The 18,193-nt window shown below is 67.3% G+C and carries 18 protein-coding genes; 8 read left to right on the plus strand and 10 right to left on the minus strand.

The annotated features are described in order from the left end of the window. From FNH04_RS47805 to FNH04_RS21610, 3 genes are all read right to left on the minus strand, one after another. A partial coding sequence (locus FNH04_RS47805) for a hypothetical protein (RefSeq protein ID WP_228031545.1) occupies window positions 1–241 on the minus strand: 241 nt, incomplete at its 3' end. Then, a complete protein-coding gene (locus tag FNH04_RS21605) occupies window positions 241–1,113 on the minus strand; it encodes a hypothetical protein (protein ID WP_322723478.1) in 873 nt (290 codons plus the stop codon). The genes FNH04_RS21605 and FNH04_RS47805, both read right to left, overlap by 1 nt. Beyond that, window positions 1,110–1,484, minus strand: coding sequence for a hypothetical protein (locus tag FNH04_RS21610; protein ID WP_228031546.1), 375 nt, complete (start codon window positions 1,482–1,484; stop codon window positions 1,110–1,112). Before FNH04_RS21610 ends, FNH04_RS21605 begins: the two co-directional genes overlap by 4 nt. Window positions 1,485–1,639: 155 nt before the next feature. On the opposite strand from FNH04_RS21610, the gene FNH04_RS21615 reads away from it, so the two are divergent. Next, on the plus strand, window positions 1,640–2,005 hold the full coding sequence (locus FNH04_RS21615) for a hypothetical protein (RefSeq protein WP_152786714.1): 366 nt from the start codon (window positions 1,640–1,642) through the stop codon (window positions 2,003–2,005). A 156-nt stretch (window positions 2,006–2,161) separates the two neighbouring features. Here the strand turns inward: FNH04_RS21615 and rsrA are convergent, their stop codons facing one another. The 4 genes from rsrA to FNH04_RS21635 form a co-directional block, all read right to left on the minus strand. Next, window positions 2,162–2,464 (minus strand): mycothiol system anti-sigma-R factor, encoded by a 303-nt coding sequence (rsrA, locus tag FNH04_RS21620; protein WP_152786716.1) that lies wholly within the window; start codon window positions 2,462–2,464, stop codon window positions 2,162–2,164. Further along, complete coding sequence (gene sigR / locus FNH04_RS21625) at window positions 2,461–3,144, minus strand: RNA polymerase sigma factor SigR (protein ID WP_322723481.1); 684 nt, start codon at window positions 3,142–3,144, stop codon at window positions 2,461–2,463. The genes rsrA and sigR overlap by 4 nt, the downstream gene beginning before the upstream one ends. 306 nt (window positions 3,145–3,450) lie before the next feature. After that, window positions 3,451–4,104, minus strand: coding sequence for an alpha/beta hydrolase family protein (locus tag FNH04_RS21630; RefSeq protein WP_322723482.1), 654 nt, complete (start codon window positions 4,102–4,104; stop codon window positions 3,451–3,453). Between the two features lies 1 nt (window position 4,105). Continuing rightward, window positions 4,106–4,921: an SOS response-associated peptidase gene (locus FNH04_RS21635; protein ID WP_152786720.1), complete on the minus strand. Its 816-nt coding sequence runs from the start codon at window positions 4,919–4,921 to the stop codon at window positions 4,106–4,108. Window positions 4,922–5,201: 280 nt separating this feature from the next. Between FNH04_RS21635 and FNH04_RS21640 the strand changes: the two genes are divergently transcribed. Beyond that, entirely contained in the window at window positions 5,202–8,159 is a 2,958-nt protein-coding gene (locus FNH04_RS21640; RefSeq protein ID WP_194236762.1) for an AfsR/SARP family transcriptional regulator, read from the plus strand. A gap of 1,040 nt (window positions 8,160–9,199) precedes the next feature. Here FNH04_RS21640 and FNH04_RS21650 read toward each other — a convergent pair. Together FNH04_RS21650 and FNH04_RS21655 are read right to left on the minus strand one after the other, a co-directional pair. Beyond that, on the minus strand, window positions 9,200–9,979 hold the full coding sequence (locus tag FNH04_RS21650) for a TSUP family transporter (RefSeq protein WP_152786726.1): 780 nt from the start codon (window positions 9,977–9,979) through the stop codon (window positions 9,200–9,202). 54 nt (window positions 9,980–10,033) lie between these two features. Next, window positions 10,034–10,993, minus strand: a complete 960-nt coding sequence (locus FNH04_RS21655) for a TauD/TfdA family dioxygenase (protein WP_228031547.1) — start codon at window positions 10,991–10,993, stop codon at window positions 10,034–10,036. A gap of 1,002 nt (window positions 10,994–11,995) precedes the next feature. Here FNH04_RS21655 and FNH04_RS21665 point away from each other — a divergent pair. From FNH04_RS21665 to FNH04_RS21680, 4 genes are all read left to right on the plus strand, one after another. After that, window positions 11,996–12,709 carry a M50 family metallopeptidase gene (locus FNH04_RS21665; protein WP_152786730.1) on the plus strand — a complete coding sequence of 238 codons (714 nt, stop codon included), beginning with the start codon at window positions 11,996–11,998 and terminating at the stop codon, window positions 12,707–12,709. A gap of 120 nt (window positions 12,710–12,829) precedes the next feature. After that, a complete protein-coding gene (gene aroA / locus FNH04_RS21670; protein WP_152786732.1) occupies window positions 12,830–14,170 on the plus strand; it encodes a 3-phosphoshikimate 1-carboxyvinyltransferase in 1,341 nt (446 codons plus the stop codon). Between the two features lie 16 nt (window positions 14,171–14,186). Further along, the gene (gene rsgA / locus FNH04_RS21675) at window positions 14,187–15,197 is read left to right on the plus strand and encodes a ribosome small subunit-dependent GTPase A (RefSeq protein WP_152786734.1); all 1,011 of its coding nucleotides are present in this window, start codon (window positions 14,187–14,189) and stop codon (window positions 15,195–15,197) included. A 132-nt stretch (window positions 15,198–15,329) separates the two neighbouring features. Further along, on the plus strand, window positions 15,330–15,653 hold the full coding sequence (locus FNH04_RS21680; protein WP_152786736.1) for a DMT family transporter: 324 nt from the start codon (window positions 15,330–15,332) through the stop codon (window positions 15,651–15,653). A 68-nt stretch (window positions 15,654–15,721) separates the two neighbouring features. Here FNH04_RS21680 and FNH04_RS21685 read toward each other — a convergent pair whose 3' ends face one another. Further along, window positions 15,722–16,363 carry a TetR/AcrR family transcriptional regulator gene (locus FNH04_RS21685; RefSeq protein WP_152786738.1) on the minus strand — a complete coding sequence of 214 codons (642 nt, stop codon included), beginning with the start codon at window positions 16,361–16,363 and terminating at the stop codon, window positions 15,722–15,724. 393 nt (window positions 16,364–16,756) lie between these two features. On the opposite strand from FNH04_RS21685, the gene hisN reads away from it, so the two are divergent. Both hisN and FNH04_RS21695 read left to right on the plus strand, forming a co-directional pair. Continuing rightward, window positions 16,757–17,557, plus strand: coding sequence for a histidinol-phosphatase (gene hisN, locus FNH04_RS21690; protein WP_152786740.1), 801 nt, complete (start codon window positions 16,757–16,759; stop codon window positions 17,555–17,557). 163 nt (window positions 17,558–17,720) lie between these two features. Further along, entirely contained in the window at window positions 17,721–18,113 is a 393-nt protein-coding gene (locus tag FNH04_RS21695) for a CBS domain-containing protein (RefSeq protein WP_152786742.1), read from the plus strand. Window positions 18,114–18,193: the final 80 nt, after the last annotated feature.

Genomic DNA, 18,193 nt, shown 5'->3' on the forward strand with positions numbered 1-18,193 from the left:
CCTCTGGTTGTTCCTTCTGATCGTTCTGTTCGTTCTTGGCCGCGACTTCTTGGTTCTCCTGCGCGGTCGCGGTCTGTTCGTCGCCCTTCGGGGACGCGGTCTGTTCGTTTTCCTTCGCGGTCGTGTCTTGTTCGTTGTCCTGCTGGGTGGCTTCTTTCCGTCTGGAGGTCGGAGCCCGCCCGGGGCGGGCGCCCGTGGTCCGCCGACGGGACGTCGCCGCCCGTTTTCTCTTGGGACTCACTACCCGCCCTTCTGTCCGGCGTCCTGTGGGGGGATCGCGCCGCCGGGTCTGCGCTTCGGCAGGGGCGCGGCCTTCGGTGCGGGTGTCTCGGTGGAGGTCTCGGTGGAGGTCTCGGTGGAGGTCTCGGTGGAGGTCTCGCGCCGCGGTGCGCGCGGGGCGGTGCTCGGCCGGCCGTCGGAAGTCGTACTGCTGTCCAGCTGGACGAGGCCGAGGGCTTCCATACGGACCAGGTCCAGCATCACCGCGTACAGTCCGCGCCCCAGTGCGAACGCGATATCGCGTGGTGTACGGCGCCCGTTGACGTGGTCGAGGACGTCCTGGTGCCGGCGCGCGAGCGCGCCCTCCGGCCGACGTGTCCCCGCCCCCGCGGCCGCCACGGGCCGGACCCTGGCCAGTCCCCCCGGCGGTCCCCACAGCCGGGACAGCAGTGTCATCCGCCGGGAGGTCTCCTCGGTCAGCTGCCGTGGCTCCACCCCGGGCCGGGCGACGAGCGCGGGCTCCCGGTCGCTCAGCTCCCAGCCACCGGGGGCTCTCAGGCCCAGGGCGAACGCCGCGTCGAAGACGGCCGCCGTACAGACGACCTCGAGTTCGGCGGCGCCGATCAGTCCGGCGGACACCAGCTGTCCGCCCAGCCGGTCCGCGTCGGACTCCACGGCGCAGGCGGCCAGCCAGGCCTCGTCACCGATCCGGCCCGAGGTCAGCAGTGTCGACGTCACCGTCGGCGCTCCCGGTGTGTCGATCGCGCCCACCAGCCCGTTCCGCACGTGGATCGCGCCTCCCGGTGAGCCGGACAGGCGCACCGTTCCGCTGAAGCCCTCTTCGCGGAGACCCATGAGAAGCGCGGGCACGTTGCGTGCCGCGGGGGCCGTCACGCCAGCACCTCTCCGGCCCGGTCCCCCAGACCGCGCAGGGCCAGCGCCGCGTTGGCCCGGTCCCGGTCGAGACCGGCCGCCAGGACCAGCGGATCACCCGCCGGTCTCACCACGGAGAACAGCACCTGCTGACGCTTCCTGCTGGTGGTGACCACGCTTTCCAACTCTCCCTCGGCCCCTGCCGCGCCCAGCCGTTCGGCGATGAGGGCGGCCAGTTCGGAGACGTCCGTCCCGTCCCCCGCCTCGGCGATGTCTCCCGCGGCGCCATAGGTCAGGCCGGTGACCGCGTCGACGAGAGCGACGCCGGTGACCCCGGGGGATTCGAGGAGCCGGTCCAGGGAGGCCTGGAGCGCCGTCGTCTTTTCCCCCATTCCCCCTCCACCTCCCTGTGCCGCACAGTACTTTGAGCGTCAACTTCCATAACTCGCCACAAAGTTGATCGTTCGTGACCCACTGGTCGCTTGCGTTCGATCGTAGATGGCCGGGCATCGACCGGTCAGCAGCACCGAGGAATTGAGGCAAGAGCATGAACATCGAGACCGCGCTCAAGGAAGCCATGTCGGTGGAAGGCGCGCTCGGCGTCGCCCTCGTCGACTACGAAAGCGGCATGTCACTCGGCACGCTCGGTGGCGGCCAGGGCCTCGACCTGGAGCTCGCGGCGGCGGGCAACACCGAGGTCGTACGCGCCAAGATGCGCACCCTGGCCTCACTGGACATGGACGACGTGATCGAGGACGTCCTGATCACGCTGGGCAAGCAGTACCACCTGATCCGGCCGCTCACCAGCAGCAAGGGAACGCTCTTCCTCTACCTGGCCCTCGACCGGAGCCGCAGCAACCTCGCGCTGGCCCGGCACGGTCTGAAGCGGATCGAGAACGGCCTGGAGGTCTGAACGGCCGAAACGGCCGAAAAAGCCGGGGCCGGACCCCGGGTCACCCCGCGGCCCGGCCCCGGACACGCACCGTCGTGATCCACGGATCACACGAGGATCAGTACGTCAGGACTCCAGCTCAGGCACGTCAGAACGTCAGAACTCCTGTCAGGCGGGTCAGGACTCCTGCGGCGTCGCCGTCACGTCATGCTCGGGCACGGCCTGCCCCGAGCGGATCATCTCGATCCGCCCCATGACCTTGGACCGCAGATCGCTCGGTACGTCGTCATGCCCGCAGCACCGCTTGACCAGCTTCTTCACGGCCTGCTCCAGCCCGTACTTCTCCAGGCACGGCGAGCACTCCTCGAAGTGGACCTCGAACTTGGTGCAGTCAGCGTCCGGCATCTCACGGTCCAGGAACTCGTAGAGATGATCGAGGATTTCGCTGCAATCCGTCTCGTGCGGCTCTCCGCAGCTCATGAGCCCGAGCCTTTCGCTTCGTTGGACTCTCCGGCGCCGGCCGGGACCAGCCCACGATCACGGGCGTAGTCCTCCAGCATGCCGCGCAGTTGACGGCGGCCTCGGTGCAGCCGGGACATCACCGTACCGATGGGTGTCCCCATGATGTCCGCGATCTCCTTGTACGCAAAGCCCTCTACGTCCGCGAGGTAGACGGCGATGCGGAACTCCTCCGGAATCGCCTGCAGCGCTTCCTTGACGTCCGAGTCGGGCAGGTGGTCGAGCGCCTGCGACTCGGCGGAGCGCAGACCGGTCGACATGTGCGACTCGGCGCGCGCGAGCTGCCAGTCCTCGATCTCCTCGGCCGCGCTGCGCTGCGGCTCGCGCTGCTTCTTGCGGTACGAGTTGATGAAGGTGTTGGTGAGGATCCGGTACAGCCACGCCTTGAGGTTGGTGCCCTCGCGGAACTGGTGGAAGGACGCGTACGCCTTCGCGTACGTCTCCTGCACCAGGTCCTCGGCATCGGCCGGATTGCGCGTCATACGCAGCGCGGCCGAGTACATCTGGTCGAGAAACTCGAGCGCGTCCCGCTCGAAGCGCGCGTTGCGCTCCGAGGCCGACTCCCTACCCGTGCCATGGCCCTCGGGCTGCTCCGCCTGACCGTGATCGGTCCCCGCGTCGGTCCCAGTGACCGGACCCACCTCCTCCAACGATGTGGCGGAACCGAAACCGGTCCCACTCGAATCGGAGAATAGACGACCCTCGGTGGGGGCTGCAGGAATCTCGTGTCCGCCCGTCCGCCGGAGAGGGGCGGTCTTGGCCGCGTGCAGCACCGTCCAGTCCAGATCGGTGGCGCTGCTGCGGCTCGGGCAGATGGTCGAACCCATGCGGCGGACTTCCTCTCGTACGAAGCGGCCAGCGCGCTCCGCGCTGTCTGATCCGCACAACAGTGGACCCGGCTCCGGCATTCCCGCCCTTCACCACGAGTGACGGGGCCCACGCTTCGTTCACCCGAGTGACGCGATCCACTTCGTCACCCCGTCGGTGACGATCCTCACGGCCTCGTCCTGGCCCAGGGGCGCCCGCTTCGGTACGGCGAGACCGTGATCGCCGTGCTCCACCTCCACCAGCTCGTAGGCCCCGTCGGGGAACTCCTCCGGCTTCCCGAACGGGTCGTTCCCGCCCTGCACCACCAGGGTGGGCACCCCGGCGCCGAGCAGCTCCTCGGCGCGGGACTTCTCGGGCCTGCCCGGTGGGTGCAGCGGGAAGCTCAGGGCGAGGACGGCCACGGCGCCCAGTTCCCGCGCCGTACGGCAGGCCACGCGGGCGCCCGCGCTCCGCCCGCCCGCGATCACCGGCAGGCCCGCCCCGGCCAGCGCGGGCCACAGGCCGCGCCAGCCCGCGTCCAGCGTCTTGGGCGCCGGTGCGATCTTCTTCCCCGCCACCCGCCAGGGCTGCTCGACGAGGGCGACCGTCACACCGTGCGCGGGCAGGACCCCGGCGAGGGCCTGGAGGTCGCGTGCCTCGATGCCTCCGCCCGCGCCATGGCCGACGGCGAGGAGCAGCCGCGCCTTCTCCGCCCGGTGCCAGGTGACACGGGCCGTCCCCGCGTCCGTCTCGATCGTCTCGCTTGTCCCGCTCGTCCTGATGATCTCCGTCACATCAGAAGAGTGTGCCCTCCTCGGGCCCCTCCAGCTCCTTCAGCAGCTCCGGGCCGTTGTTGCGGACGTTGCTGACGGCCGTGGACACGGGGTACGCGCGCATCAGCCCGGCGGGCGGCGGCGCGAGCAGTTCCCGGAGATCGCCGGGGTCCGTGAGGGCGGGGTCGAGCCAGGCGTCCCAGCGGTCCGGGGTGAGCATCAGCGGCATCCGGGGGTGGATGTCGGCCAGGGCGCTCGGGCCCTCGGCCGGCGCGACGGCGAGCGGCGTGGTCTCGGCCTCGGTCGTGAGGACCGAACAGGTGACCCACCAGGCCTGCGGGTGGTCGTCCGGAAGCGTCCTGTCCCGCCAGAACTCGTACAGCCCGGCCATCGCGAACACCGAGCCGTCGGCGGGGAGCACGAAGTACGGCTGCTTACGGGGCCGCTTCTTCTTGCCCTCGACCTCCAGGTCGCGCTCCTGCTGGCCGGTGACCCACTCGTAGTAGCCGTCGGCGGGCAGGATGCAGCGCCGGGCGGCGAAGGCGCGGCGGTACGACGGCTTCTCGTGGACGGTCTCGGCGCGGGCGTTGATCATCCGGGCGCCGCCCTCGGGCGACTTGGCCCAGGAGGGAACGAGGCCCCACTTCAGCCTGCGGAGCTGGCGAACCGGCTCTTTGTCGTCGGCGTCCTTGAGCGGGCGGTCGAGGACCGCGTAGACCTCCTTCGTCGGAGCCACGTTGTAGTCGGGCGCCAACGTCTCCTCGGGCTCCCACTTCTCGATCTCGAAGACTCCTGCGAGATCCTCTGCCCCACGACTCGCCGAATACCGTCCGCACATCTGAAACCACCCCTCCTACCTGCGGAAACGCCAGATCATGCCACCTCGGTCAGCACCGGGACACGTCCAAGAGTGACAGACCGTTGCCGAGCGCCGTCGTGGCGCACCAGTGGCGCGGGGCGTGAGCGACCGCCGACGTGCCCGCGCCGAGGACCGCATCCGCGCCGCCCGCGCCACCAGCCTGACCAATCTCCTTGGCTTTTGATATATGTATCCAACAACGAACAAGCATTACTCGACACCAAAGAACCTCCATAAAAAGGCACCAAAAGGTAGATTCATGCTGGATACCTCGCTCCCGGAAAACAGCGGCCTTGAGATTCGAATTCTCGGCCCGCTGGATATTCAAGTCGGCAGCCGCCGCATGGAACTCCGAGCACCACGCCTGCAAGCAACACTGGGATTACTGCTCTTACGAGCCGACGAAATCGTGCCGGTGCAGCATCTGGTCGAGAGCATCTGGGAAGACGCCGTACCTTCCGATCCATCGAATCAGGTAGCCGCATGCGTATCCATGCTCAGGCGAAGCTTCAGGAAGTTCGGAGTCAACAAGGAGCTCCTGATCACTCAATCACCCGGTTACAGATTCGTCGCGGAAGGAGTACGACTCGATACATCGACGGTCCGCCGGCTTCGATCCCTGGCACAGACGCATATAGACGCAGACGATCCACTGTCGGCTCTTCCCCTCGTCAAGGAAGCTCTATCGCTCTGGCGCGGCCCTGTCCTTTCCGGAATTTCCCGCCGCATATGGGCTCCTGAAGTGCACCGATGGGAAGAGGAGTACGTCTCTCTGCGCAACCTCTGCTCCAGCATTCAGCTCGCCCTTGGTCAGCACGAAGAACTGATCGCCGAACTGACGGTCTTTGCCCAGCAGCACCCGCTGTTGGAGCATCCCCGTGTCACCCTTATGCAGGCATTAGCTCGATCCGGACGCCAGGCAGACGCTCTACAGATCTATCGCGACACTGTCGCACTGTTACGCGACGAACTCGGCGTGAGCCCCGGAGAGGAATTACAGAAGGTTCATCAGCAAATTCTGCGCGGCTCCGAATTCTCCGCGCCTCGTCAGCAGTCGACTTTTCCCCCGACCGGGGCCAAGCCGGCTTCCAGTGCCCCCTGCCAACTGCCGAGTGACCTCGCCGAATTCACTGGACGCGTCGATGAGATCAACAGGATAAAAAGTTTCCTCGTACCAGCATCCGGATCCGTACCACTGGTGTCACTCGTAGGCCCTGGCGGAACCGGAAAGACCGCTCTGGCCGTCCATTCATCCCATCAGTTGCGTTCCGTCTTCACCGATGGTCAGCTCTATGTGAACTTGCGTGGGATGAGCGACGACCCGGTGTCACCCGACGAGGCGCTTGCTCGTTTTCTCCGTGAACTGCGGCTCCCGGGGCCGATTCCTGAAGCACTGGACGAACGTGCGGAGGTGTTCCGGAGTCTCCTCGCTGACCGGCGCATACTCATTGTGCTGGACGACGCAAGCGATCCCCACCAGGTGCTGCCACTCATACCCGGAACGGGCACATGCGCAGTGATTGTCACCAGCCGCGCACGACTCACGACCTTACCCAGTACCCATGTGCTGGAACTGGACGTCTTCCATCAGACGCAGGCAGTCACCCTGCTTGGCCGACTGGTTGGTGATCAGCGTATATCCGCTGAGCCTGATATTGCTCTGCAGTTGATCGAATACTGCGGACGTCTTCCGCTCGCAGTGCGCATTCTGGGAGCGAAGCTGGCGTCCAAGCCACACTGGTCGCTCCGGAAGGCGTCCTTGCGCCTGGCTGACGAGAGGCGCCGCCTTGACGAACTGACTCACGAGAGCCTTGAGGTGAGGGCGAACCTTGAGCTGTCTCGCCAAGGGATAAGCCCAGCAGCCCGGAAGCTCTTCCGTCGATTGGCCCTTGTGACAGCAGCCGACTTCGCGGAGTGGGTCTGCTCCCCTCTCACGGATTTGCCGCTCCCCGAGGCGGAAGATCTGCTGGAGGAACTGCTCGACGCGCGCTTGATCGATGTGGTGAGTCCGGAGGACGCCGGACAACATCGCTACCGGATGCACGACTTGGTCCGCCTCTATGCACTTGAGCAGGTGACCGATCTGGAGCCCCGTGAGGAGCGAACAGCTGCCCTGACGCGCCTCGGACTGACCACGCTGGCACTGGCAAACCGTGCCCACCGTGCCGTGTGCGGCGGAGATTTCGCTGTCGTTCACAACCTGGCCCAGCCGCCATCGGTGCCATCCGAGATCCTCGACCGGGTCGGCAGCGACCCCCTCAACTGGTACGAAACCGACCGTGGCACCATCACGGCACTCTGCCAGCAGTTGTCCGAACAGGGCCAGGACGAACTGTCATGGGATCTGGCGGCCACGAGCCGCTGTCTCTTCAGCCTCCGCTTTCATTTCGATGACTGGCAGAGTACGCATGAAGGCGCTCTGGAGGCCGCTCGGGTGCGCGGGAATGAGCGAGGGGCAGCTGCCATGCTGTTGGGTCTTGGAGATCTCTACCTCACCAAGCGCAACTACGAGCAGGCCATACCCCTGCTCGAAGAATCCCAGAGGCTGTTCGAGCAAGTGGGCGACGATCACGGACACGCCTTGGCGTTACGCAAGGCGGCCTGTGCGGACCGCGTACAAGGAAGATTCGCGCAGGCACTGAGCAGATGGGATGTCTGTCTGCCCATACTGCAGAGGGCCCATGACATCGAGGCGCAGGGTCAGGTATTGCGCTGGATGGGGCAGACCTTCCTGGAGACCGGAGAGTACGAGCAGGCAGAAAAATTCCTACTCGAGGCCAGAACAGTCGTGGATGGATTCGAGGGCCGGAGCGCGGCGCAAGTGCGACTCAGTCTGGGCGAGTACCACCTCTTCAGCGGAAACTTGGAGCAAGCCGCTGAAGAATTCACCTGGGGACTGGAGGCCACATTACGCAACGGCGACCTGAGCGGCCAATGCTACGCATTCTACGGTCTGGGTCAGCTGGATCTGCACCACAATGAACTCACTCAGGCAGAGTCACGCCTTTCCCTGGCTCGAGACCTCGCCAGGAGAATCCAGGATCCGCTACTCGAGTCGTTCGTGATTCTCGGACTTGCGTCCGTGAAGAAAGAACAGAAGGACACTGATACGGCATCAGCGCTGCTGGCCGAAGGACTCTCCATCTGCCACCGTATGGGTGCGCGGGCCCATGCAAAGCGATTCCAGGCAGCGCTGACAGCGCTGCGGCCGGCTTGAGTCCTGATCGGGGAAGGCGAGCCCTCTTCGGCCTCCAGCCCGTAACACACCCTTCAGGTCGAGTGACGTTGCACGGCGGGACAGTCAACTGTGTACGCCGCCGTTCCCTCACGAAGGTGGAGAAGGACAGTCGCCGGTGCCGGCTCCCGTACTTGGATGGTGCGTTCGTCACTCCAACCCTGAAGTCTGAACTCTCCTTCTCCGAGGTACTCCAGGGCCGCGAAAGGACGTCCAGCGAGTTTTAACACCGGAGCACCCGAAGGAAACTCGATCTCCGCAGGAACTGTTACGCCCGACTTCTCGGACAGTATTCGGTATCCAGGCGTCTCCCAATTGGAGAACGACTCAGGCAAATCGAAGCTGCACCGGTACTTTGCCGCATCAGATTCCAGCAGAGGTATCGCTGGGCGGAGCCGCAGGGCATGCCGCCCAGCCAACTTCTTACGCAACTCCGACGGAAAAAGATTCCCGAGCTCACTCGTGTGGCACAGGTCGACGATCAGGTGCACCAGATCGGATGAGTCGGAATTGGCAAGTGCGTACTCACGCCAGGCCGCCGCAAACCAAAGCGTTCCCGGAGGCCAGTGCCAGTGCTCACCAAAGAATACCGCTCGGGCCCCTGGGCTCCCCGTGACAGGAAGATGCACGCGACACAGCCCCCAGGGCGGCCCCATTTTTGCGGATTGCAGGGTCATGTCTCGGGTTCCAGGGCCGACAGCCCAGAGTCGCGCTGCACGTACTGGCGCAGGCAATTCTTCCAGGATCTGCCTGAAGTACGGTAGATGACTTATCCACGGTGTGTCCTGAAAGCCGAGCAAGCTGGGTCCACCGGAGTCCGTACGGTAAGCGTCTCCACCGATGTTCCGCAGGGGAACAACGCGTCGGCCGCTCGCTGCAGAGAGCGAAATCCCAGAGCGACTCGAGAGATCGGCCAGCTCGGACCGCATCCGATCCGCGTCATATTGCTTATCCAGGGCGACATAGTTCGGCAGCGACCTGCCCTGCGGATCGAATTCCTGGTTCCTCAGATACATCGGACGCTATCCAAACTGATCGAAACCCAGTTTCAGCACCATTCCCGTAACGGCCACGATCAGGACGATGCGTACAAATCCAGAACCGCGCCGGAGGGCAGTCCGTGCACCTACGGCAGCCCCGACGACGTTGCACACCGCCATGGCTGCTCCGAGCAACCAGAGCACCTGGCCCTGCAGGGCGAAGACGATGAGGGCACCCAGATTCGTCCCGACGTTCACCATCTTCGCCAAGGCGGAGCTCTGCAGGAACTCAAGTGAGAGGAGACCCGTGAAGACCAGAATCAGGAATGTTCCGGTTCCGGGACCGAAGACGCCGTCGTAAAAGCCGATCCCACAGCCTGCGATGGCGATTGCTGTGAGGCGACGGCGCCTCGTCACGATGTCCGTGTCCTGCAGGGCTCCGAACTTCGGACGCATGGCGACGAAGACCGCGACAGCCACCAGGAGCGCCATGACCACAGGACGGAACCAGTCCGCCGGCACTTCTGATGCGGCAAGGGCTCCACAGCCGGCTGCCGGTACAGCGAGGAGAGCGGCCGGCACCGCAACCGATCGCGGCAGTTTCGTCCGTCGCGCGTAGGTGACCGCCGCCACAGCAGTCCCGGTGATGGCTGTCAGCTTGTTGGTTCCCAAGGCCACCGCCGGTGACAGCTGGGGAAATGACAGCAGAAGAGCAGGTATGAGGAGCAGGCCACCGCCGCCGACGACAGCGTCCACCCACCCCGCAGCCGCGGCCACAGTCATGAGGCCCGCCACGTCTATGGCATCCAAAGCGAGTTCCATGGCTGTCGATCCGATGCTTGTCGAAGTTCCTGGACTGTCAGAGTTCCTGGACTGTCAGAAGATTCCGGCGATCTTCGCCAGCTCGGGGATGACTCGCTTGCGCGACATCATCCGCTCCGCCCAACGCGGCACGGCACGCAGGGAGTAGCAGCGACGGAGCCAACGGTCCTCCCCGTCGTAGCGCGGGGTGAACGAGGAGCGGCCGTGCGCGGCGATGTGGTTGTCGACCAGGACCAGATCCCCCGGTTCCAGCACCACGTCCTTGCACACTGACTCCAGCGCCGCCGACAGAGCGCGCAGGGCCTCGGCGCCTTCCGGGTCAGGCGCCGTGGTGTTGTGGGAGTTGAACCGCATGAAGAGGTCCGGGTCGCGGCCGAAGAGCACCGGGTGCGGGCCGGCAGTGGGCCGCGGACCCGCGATGTTCCGGGAGAAGGAGGTCGGATACGCGCTGTTGTAGCGAGCGTCCCGCAGGACCTCTTGCTGTTCGCCGGTCAGCAGGTCCTGGGCCTCACGAACGGACGCCACACGAGTGGCCGCCACCCCGTCGTGATCCTGTCGGAGACAGAGCAGGCCCAAGAAGTCAGGGCGCAAAGGGTGGTGAACGTTCTCGGTGTGGAAGTCGAACGCGACGGAGCCACTGTTCTCGATGCGGGTTTCCTCACCCTTGACCGGGTGTACCTCGTGGATGAGGGCTCCGTTCTTCTCGTCCTGGTATCCGATGAGCGATCCGACCAGGTCCGCGACAAGCATCAGCGTGCCCGAGGTTCCGTGCCGCTCGAGCACTTGGGCCCCATGCCGGTCGGGCGTGGCGGGAAGCTCGCCCGTCACAAGTCCTCGCAGAAGTATGTAGCCCTCGCGTGAACCGCCCTCTGCAAAGTTCAGCAGCCCATCCCGTACGGCCACCGGTACGTCCAGGAGAAGGTCGGCCAGCTCAGCCGTTTCGGCGCCAGGTAATTTGGCGGCTTGGACGGACAGTTCCCACATCTTCTGCGCGTCAGCAGTCGTGACATGCATTTCCGACCGGTTCACTGTTACCGAACTCACCAGGAACTCCAACCTGAAGATCGATGGGCCATGTTTCGCCAGCGATGATCAAGCTACACATGGCCGGTGTCATATCAATGTCAGATCCCTGTCATCATCATGTTCGACTGACACAACGGATCCTGGGCGCAAACAGAGCCGAAGCCTCACTCCGGATTTCCCCTTGACATCCGCAGAGCCACCCTCCTAATTTCTTCGACTCGTGGGCACATTCCCCAACGCCCTTCATCCAACGTCCAGGAGAGAATCATGACGATCACCAGGAAGGGCGCCATTGCTGCAGCAGCAGCCATAATGGCCGTCAGCAGCATCCCTGTGCTGGCGTCGACCGCACAGGCCGACCCGAGCTGTACGGTAGGAACTTCCGGCAGTCCCGGGAGCCAAACCTTTACGCTCAACGTGACCAGTAATCCTTGCGGCCGTAAGGTTCGCGCATATGTGACATGCACGAATGAAAATGGTGCGAGCACCGGAACCGAATACGGTCCTGCCATTACTGGAACTGGAAAGAGCAAGGCCGACTGCGGAAGCTTCCGCTATGTAAACAAGTGGGGCCACGAGGTGAACGTGCCGGGCCAGGGATGGACCCGTTACCCGGGGTCCTGATTTTCACGCGTACAAGTCCCTGAACACATCTGGCGCTCTGGGGGCCCTCGGACCGAGGGCCCCCAGAGCGCTTGTGTCGTGTTCCCGGTCCGCTGCGCGCGACGGCCAGGACGTCCGCTTGATCACAGGTGCCTCCTGGTCGGCACACAGCCGGCACGGGTAGAGCACGAGCCCCGGATCACTCCGGGGCTCTAATGCTGTGACCTGCACGTTTACGTCAGGAACGATCGCTGCCACCTCGGCGTCTCAGATACCGTCCGCGTATACGTGCCACACTGCCAGGCCCACCCGTCACCCGACCGCCGCCCCTCAACCAGGGCGCCGCACGCCGCCCCATCGATGCCACCAAAGGGAGCCAAGCACTACATGGACACCACCTCGCTGGCCGACCTCTGGGACGAGGTGTTCGGCAGCCAGCCCGACCCCGACCTCTGGGTCGTGATCGCCACCGCGGTCGCCGCGCTCGCCGCGGTCGTCCCCCAGGGCATCTGGCGGCTCTCGCGCAACGCCATCACCATCGCCCACGAGGGCGGCCACGGACTGGTCGCGCTGCTCACCGGGCGCACCCTCACGGGCATACGCCTGCACTCGGACACCAGCGGCCTCACGGTCAGCCGGGGCAAGCCCACCGGGCTCGGCATGATCCTCACGGCGGCCGCGGGCTACACCGCTCCCCCGCTGCTCGGCCTCGGCGGTGCCGCGCTGCTCGCCGCCGGGCACATCACCGCTCTGCTGTGGCTGGCCACCATCCTCCTCGTGGCCATGCTGGTGATGATCCGCAACGCGTACGGGGCGCTCACGGTGGTGCTGACCGGCGGCACGTTCGTGGTGGTCTCCTGGCTGGCCGGGCCCCAGGTGCAGGCGGCGTTCGCGTACGCGGTGGTGTGGTTCCTGCTGCTGGGCGGTGTACGGCCGGCCTTCGAACTCCAGACCAAGCGGCGCCGGGGAGGGGCGGGCGACTCGGACGCGGACCAGCTGGCCCGCCTGACCCATGTACCGGCGGGAATGTGGCTGGCCATGTTCCACGTGGTCTCGCTGTGCTCGCTGATGGGCGGGGGCAGGTGGCTGCTGGAGGTGTGACGCGCCCCGGGGCCACGTCACAGGGGCGCGGCGCCGTGCCGCTGTGCGGCCCCACCGCGCCGACGCGACCAGCCACAACGGCGCGCACCCGAACGACGGCCGACCACTAAAGTGGGGCCCATGGCCCCGAACAACGCACACACCGCCCTCTGGCCCGCCCCGCACGCGAGCGGAGCCGTCGACGCGACGGTCCACGTGCCCGGGTCCAAGTCGGTCACCAACCGCGCCCTGGTGCTCGCCGCCCTCGCCTCCGAGCCGGGCTGGCTGCGCCGCCCGCTGCGCTCCCGCGACACGCTGCTGATGGCGGCCGCGCTGCGCGCGATGGGCGTGGGCATCGAGGAGACCGTGTCCTCCAGCTCCTCCGTCGCGGGCGGTCCCGACGGCACCGGCGAGGCCTGGCGCGTGCTCCCCGCGGGCCTGCTCGGCCCGGCCACGGTCGATGTCGGCAACGCCGGCACCGTGATGCGCTTCCTGCCGCCCGTGGCCGCCCTCGCCGACGGTCCCGTCCGCTTCGACGGCGACCCGCGGTCGTACGAGCGCCCCCTGCACGGTGTGATCGACGCGCTGCGCGCCCTCGGCGCCCGTATCGACGACGACGGCCGGGGCGCACTCCCGCTGACGGTGCACGGCTCAGGCGCGCTGGACGGCGGCCCGGTCGAGGTCGACGCGTCCTCGTCCTCCCAGTTCGTGAGCGCCCTGCTGCTCTCCGGGCCGCGCTTCAACCAGGGCGTCGAGGTGCGCCACATCGGCTCGACGCTGCCCTCCATGCCGCATATCCGTATGACCGTCGACATGCTGCGCTCCGTCGGCGCCCAGGTGGACACCCCGGAGTCGGGCGGCGAGCCCAACGTCTGGCGGGTCACGCCGGGCGCGCTCCTGGGCCGTGACCTGACCGTCGAGCCGGACCTCTCGAACGCCCAGCCGTTCCTGGCGGCGGCCCTGGTGACCGGCGGCAAGGTCCTCATCCCCGACTGGCCGGCCCGCACGACCCAGCCGGGTGACCAACTGCGCGAGATCTTCACCGAGATGGGCGGCTCCTGCGAACTCACCGAGTACGGGCTGGAGTTCACCGGGTCGGGCGCAATCCACGGCATCGACGTGGATCTGAGCGAGGTCGGCGAACTGACCCCGGGCATCGCGGCGGTCGCCGCCCTGGCCGACTCGCCCTCGACCCTGCGGGGCGTGGCCCATCTGCGTCTGCACGAGACGGACCGGCTGGCCGCGCTCACCAAGGAGATCAACGAACTGGGCGGCGATGTCACCGAGACCGCGGACGGCCTCCACATCCGCCCGCGGCCGCTGCACGGCGGTGTCTTCCACACGTACGACGACCACCGCATGGCCACCGCCGGCGCCGTCATCGGCCTCGCGGTGAAGGACGTGCGGATCGAGAACGTGGCGACGACGGCCAAGACCCTGCCCGACTTCCCCGACCTGTGGACCGGGATGCTCGGGAACTGACGGGCGGACCGGGATCATGCGCCGCTACGGCAAGCACACCGACGAGGACGACGTCCGGGTCCGTCCCAACCGCAAGGGCAACCGCCCTCGTACGAGCATCCGCCCGAAGCACGAGGACGCGGCCGACGGGATGGTCCTCACCGTCGACCGCGGCAGGCTGACATGTCTTGTCGAGGACCGCGTGGTCCTGGCGATGAAGGCCCGTGAACTGGGCCGCAAAGCCGCGGTGGTCGGCGACCAGGTGGCCCTGGTCGGTGATCTGTCCGGCAAGAAGGACACCCTCGCCCGTATCGTCCGTATCGCCGACCGCACCTCGGTGCTGCGGCGTACGGCCGACGACGACGATCCGTACGAGCGTGTCGTCGTCGCCAACGCCGACCAACTCGCCGTCGTCACCGCCCTCGCCGACCCCGAGCCGCGCCCGCGCCTCATCGACCGCTGCCTGGTCGCGGCGTACGACGGCGGCCTCGACCCGCTGCTCGTGCTGACCAAGTCGGATCTCGCCCCGGCCGACAAACTCCTCGAGCTGTACGGGGACTTGGACATCCCGTACGTCGTGACGAGCCGCGAGGAGTTGGAGAACGGCCATGCGGCGGACCGGGTACGGGAGCAGCTGGACGGCAAGATCACGGCGTTCGTCGGTCACTCGGGAGTCGGCAAGACGACCCTGGTCAACGCGCTGGTGCCGAAGGACCGCCGCCGTACGACGGGACATGTCAACGCGGTGACGGGCCGCGGCCGCCACACGACGACCTCGGCGCTCGCGCTTCCCCTGACGGGCGCGGACGGCTGGGTCGTCGACACCCCGGGCGTACGGTCCTTCGGGCTGGCCCATATCGATCCGTCCCGGGTGATCCACGCCTTCCCGGACCTGGAACCGGGAACCGAGGGCTGCCCGCGTGCGTGCAGTCATGACGAACCGGATTGCGCGCTGGACGAGTGGGTGGCCCAGGGGCACGCGGATCCCGCACGGCTGTACTCCCTGCGCCGGCTGCTGGCCACGCGGGAGCGGCGGGAAGGCGACTGACGGGAAGGGGACTGACCTCCGCGTTGTTTGCACCCGTACCACACCGGTAAGTGCATAATCGCACCGATCACACCGAGCCGATGCAAGTCAGACGAAGCGGTCACGGAACGTGGGGACGCGGGAGGACGAGACATGGCGTGGCTGCTGGTCATCGTTGCGGGGTTGCTGGAGACCGGCTTCGCCGTCTGCCTGAAGCTCTCGCACGGTTTCACCAGACTCTGGCCGACGATCGCGTTCTGCGTCTTCGCACTCGGCAGTTTCGGCCTGCTGACCCTGTCCCTGAAGAAGCTCGACGTGGGGCCCGCGTACGCGGTGTGGACCGGTATCGGCGCGGCCGGCACCGCGATCTACGGCATGGTCTTCCTCGGCGACCTCGTGTCCGTGCTGAAGATCGTCTCGATCACCCTGGTGATCGCGGGGGTCATCGGGCTCCAACTGTCGGGTTCGGCCCACTAGGGCCAGCAGGGGAGCCCAGCCGCTCGAGCAGGGGCGAACCCAGCCGCGTCGTCGTCACTCGCCGACGCTCAGCGGGATATCGACCGCACCTGGGGTCCGCCCGCCCGCGTCGGCTGCCGCTGCAGGACGGTGTGCACCAGGTCCGTGACGCCGCCCTCCCCCGGGGGCGCGGCCACACAGGACAGGGCGAGGCGGACGACGAGTTCGCAGGAACGGGCCAGTTCCGCCGTGTCGGACTTGGGGGTGCCCGGAGCGGACAGAACGGCGACCGCGCGGTCGCGGACGAGGGCCACGAAGTCGGCGGGCGAGGGCAGCGGGCCGTCGGCGCGGCGCTGCGCGGGCACCGCCGAGGACGAGGGCACCGCGGAGAGCGTGGGCGCGGGCAGGCGTTCGCTCCAGCAGCCGGTGAGCATGGCCCGGACAAGGGCGTTGTCCCGCGCGGAGGACGCGGTCCACTCGGCTGCCGCGGCCAGGCGCTCGCGGACCTCGGTCCGCGTGGCCAGCGCCCGGTCGACACCGGCGAGATAGGCGTCGGCCTCCCGGCGCACCAGGGCGCGCGCGAGCCCCTCCTTACTGCCGAACTCGTTGTAGAGCGTCTGCCGGGACACTCCGGCCACGGCGGCGACGTCGACCATGCGCACGGCGGTCCACGGACGGCGTCCGAGCGCCGTGTAGGCGGCGTCCAGTAGGGATTCCCGCGCTGCAGGCATCATCGCCTCCCTCTGTCGAACAGCCGCTGTGCAGCTCAGATTTGACGCGTGCCAACGCACTGTCAAGGGTTCGCGGCGGCGCCGGGGGGCGTGTCTTCGGCCAACGTGCGCGGGGGCGACGGGATGTGATCGAACCTGGCGTGCGATGGCGGTCGGGACGGCCTGGAGTGGGGTGACTTGGAGCAGGTTGCACACTCAACGGGTGCTCGGCACGACGCGTGCCAAACAGTGTCGTACACCTCCCCGTGGGGCCACGACGGCGATCCGCGCCCCGGCACGGCCCACGCCGGAACCCTCCGACCCGCTGCCTGCGGCTTTGCCGTGAGTTCCGGTGTTCCGCCGATCCGCTGGGCCGTATGGCCGGATCCATGACCCGCCGGATACGGTTCGCACATGCCCGACTATCTCGATGACCTGCGGCTTGCCCACGTCCTCGCGGACGCCGCCGACGCCGCGACCATGGACCGCTTCAAGGCCCTCGACCTCAAGGTCGAGACGAAGCCGGACATGACGCCGGTGAGCGAGGCCGACAAGGCCGCCGAGGAGCTGATCCGCGGCCAGCTCCAGCGTGCCCGGCCGCGCGACGCGGTCCTCGGCGAGGAGTACGGCATCGAGGGCACGGGCCCGCGCCGCTGGGTCGTCGACCCGATCGACGGCACCAAGAACTACGTCCGCGGCGTCCCGGTCTGGGCGACCCTGATCGCCCTCATGGAGGCGGGCGAGGGCGGCTACCAGCCGGTCGTCGGCGTCGTCTCCGCCCCCGCGCTCGGCCGCCGCTGGTGGGCGGCGAAGGGCCACGGCGCGTTCACCGGCCGCAGCCTGTCCTCGGCCTCCCGCCTCCATGTCTCACGGGTCGCTACGCTGTCCGACGCCTCCTTCGCGTACTCCTCCCTGAGCGGCTGGGAGGAGCAGGGCCGGCTGGACGGCTTCCTGGACCTCACCCGCGAGGTGTGGCGCACGCGCGCGTACGGCGACTTCTGGCCGTACATGATGGTCGCCGAGGGCTCGGTGGACATCTGCGCCGAGCCCGAGTTGTCCCTGTGGGACATGGCGGCCAACGCGATCGTCGTGACCGAGGCGGGCGGCACCTTCACCGGCCTCGACGGCCGTCCCGGCCCGCACGGCGGCAACGCGGCGGCCTCGAACGGGCTGCTCCACGACGAGTTGCTGGGGTATCTGAACCAGCGGTACTGAGGCGCACAGGGCCGCCCCAGTGGTCCTGGGCGCCCCGAACTGGCGACGCGCGCCCTCTTGTTGACCTCCCCTTTACCTGCCACCCTGAGAGTTCCCTCACTTGTGCATTTGTGAATCCATGAACTATCCAGCACATGGGTTCCCTAGGAGGTGGCTGCACTCCATGCTCGTCCGCGACGCCATGAGCACGGTGGTCCTCACCATCGGCCCCGACCACACCCTCCGTCAGGCCGCCGCCCTGATGTCCGCCCGGCGGATCGGCGCGGCCGTGGTGCTCGACCCGGATGCCGGCGGGATCGGCATCCTCACCGAGCGCGACATCCTCAACTCCCTGGGTCTCGGCCAGAACCCGGAAACCGAGCGGGCCCACGCCCACACCACCACCGACGTCGTGTTCGCCACGCCGTCCTGGACCCTGGAGGAGGCCGCCCGCGCGATGGCCCACGGCGGATTCCGACACCTCATCGTCCTCGACCAGGGCGGCCCCATCGGCATCGTCTCGGTCCGCGACATCATCCGCTGCTGGGTCCCGGCCCGGCAGCACACCGCGGCCTGAACGCACGCACACGAACACGCGACGGGCTGGAACCCGCTCAGGGTTCCAGCCACGCCGGCCCCGAACTCAAACCCGAGCCC

It is taken from the genome of Streptomyces phyllanthi (genome assembly GCF_009377205.1).
Classification (GTDB): domain Bacteria; phylum Actinomycetota; class Actinomycetes; order Streptomycetales; family Streptomycetaceae; genus Streptomyces; species Streptomyces phyllanthi.

What these genes read in the sequence shown, in the direction of transcription:
- aroA (WP_152786732.1), top strand. Translation starts at nt 12,830, where the DNA reads ATGGCCCCGAACAACGCACACACCGCCCTCTGGCCCGCCCCGCACGCG.
- FNH04_RS21655 (WP_228031547.1), bottom strand. Translation starts at nt 10,993, where the DNA reads ATGCATGTCACGACTGCTGACGCGCAGAAGATGTGGGAACTGTCCGTC.
- FNH04_RS21695 (WP_152786742.1), top strand. Translation starts at nt 17,721, where the DNA reads ATGCTCGTCCGCGACGCCATGAGCACGGTGGTCCTCACCATCGGCCCC.
- rsgA (WP_152786734.1), top strand. Translation starts at nt 14,187, where the DNA reads ATGCGCCGCTACGGCAAGCACACCGACGAGGACGACGTCCGGGTCCGT.
- FNH04_RS21665 (WP_152786730.1), top strand. Translation starts at nt 11,996, where the DNA reads ATGGACACCACCTCGCTGGCCGACCTCTGGGACGAGGTGTTCGGCAGC.
- FNH04_RS21640 (WP_194236762.1), top strand. Translation starts at nt 5,202, where the DNA reads ATGCTGGATACCTCGCTCCCGGAAAACAGCGGCCTTGAGATTCGAATT.
- hisN (WP_152786740.1), top strand. Translation starts at nt 16,757, where the DNA reads ATGCCCGACTATCTCGATGACCTGCGGCTTGCCCACGTCCTCGCGGAC.
- FNH04_RS21685 (WP_152786738.1), bottom strand. Translation starts at nt 16,363, where the DNA reads ATGCCTGCAGCGCGGGAATCCCTACTGGACGCCGCCTACACGGCGCTC.
- FNH04_RS21610 (WP_228031546.1), bottom strand. Translation starts at nt 1,484, where the DNA reads ATGGGGGAAAAGACGACGGCGCTCCAGGCCTCCCTGGACCGGCTCCTC.
- FNH04_RS21635 (WP_152786720.1), bottom strand. Translation starts at nt 4,921, where the DNA reads ATGTGCGGACGGTATTCGGCGAGTCGTGGGGCAGAGGATCTCGCAGGA.
- FNH04_RS21615 (WP_152786714.1), top strand. Translation starts at nt 1,640, where the DNA reads ATGAACATCGAGACCGCGCTCAAGGAAGCCATGTCGGTGGAAGGCGCG.
- FNH04_RS21680 (WP_152786736.1), top strand. Translation starts at nt 15,330, where the DNA reads ATGGCGTGGCTGCTGGTCATCGTTGCGGGGTTGCTGGAGACCGGCTTC.
- rsrA (WP_152786716.1), bottom strand. Translation starts at nt 2,464, where the DNA reads ATGAGCTGCGGAGAGCCGCACGAGACGGATTGCAGCGAAATCCTCGAT.
- FNH04_RS21650 (WP_152786726.1), bottom strand. Translation starts at nt 9,979, where the DNA reads ATGGAACTCGCTTTGGATGCCATAGACGTGGCGGGCCTCATGACTGTG.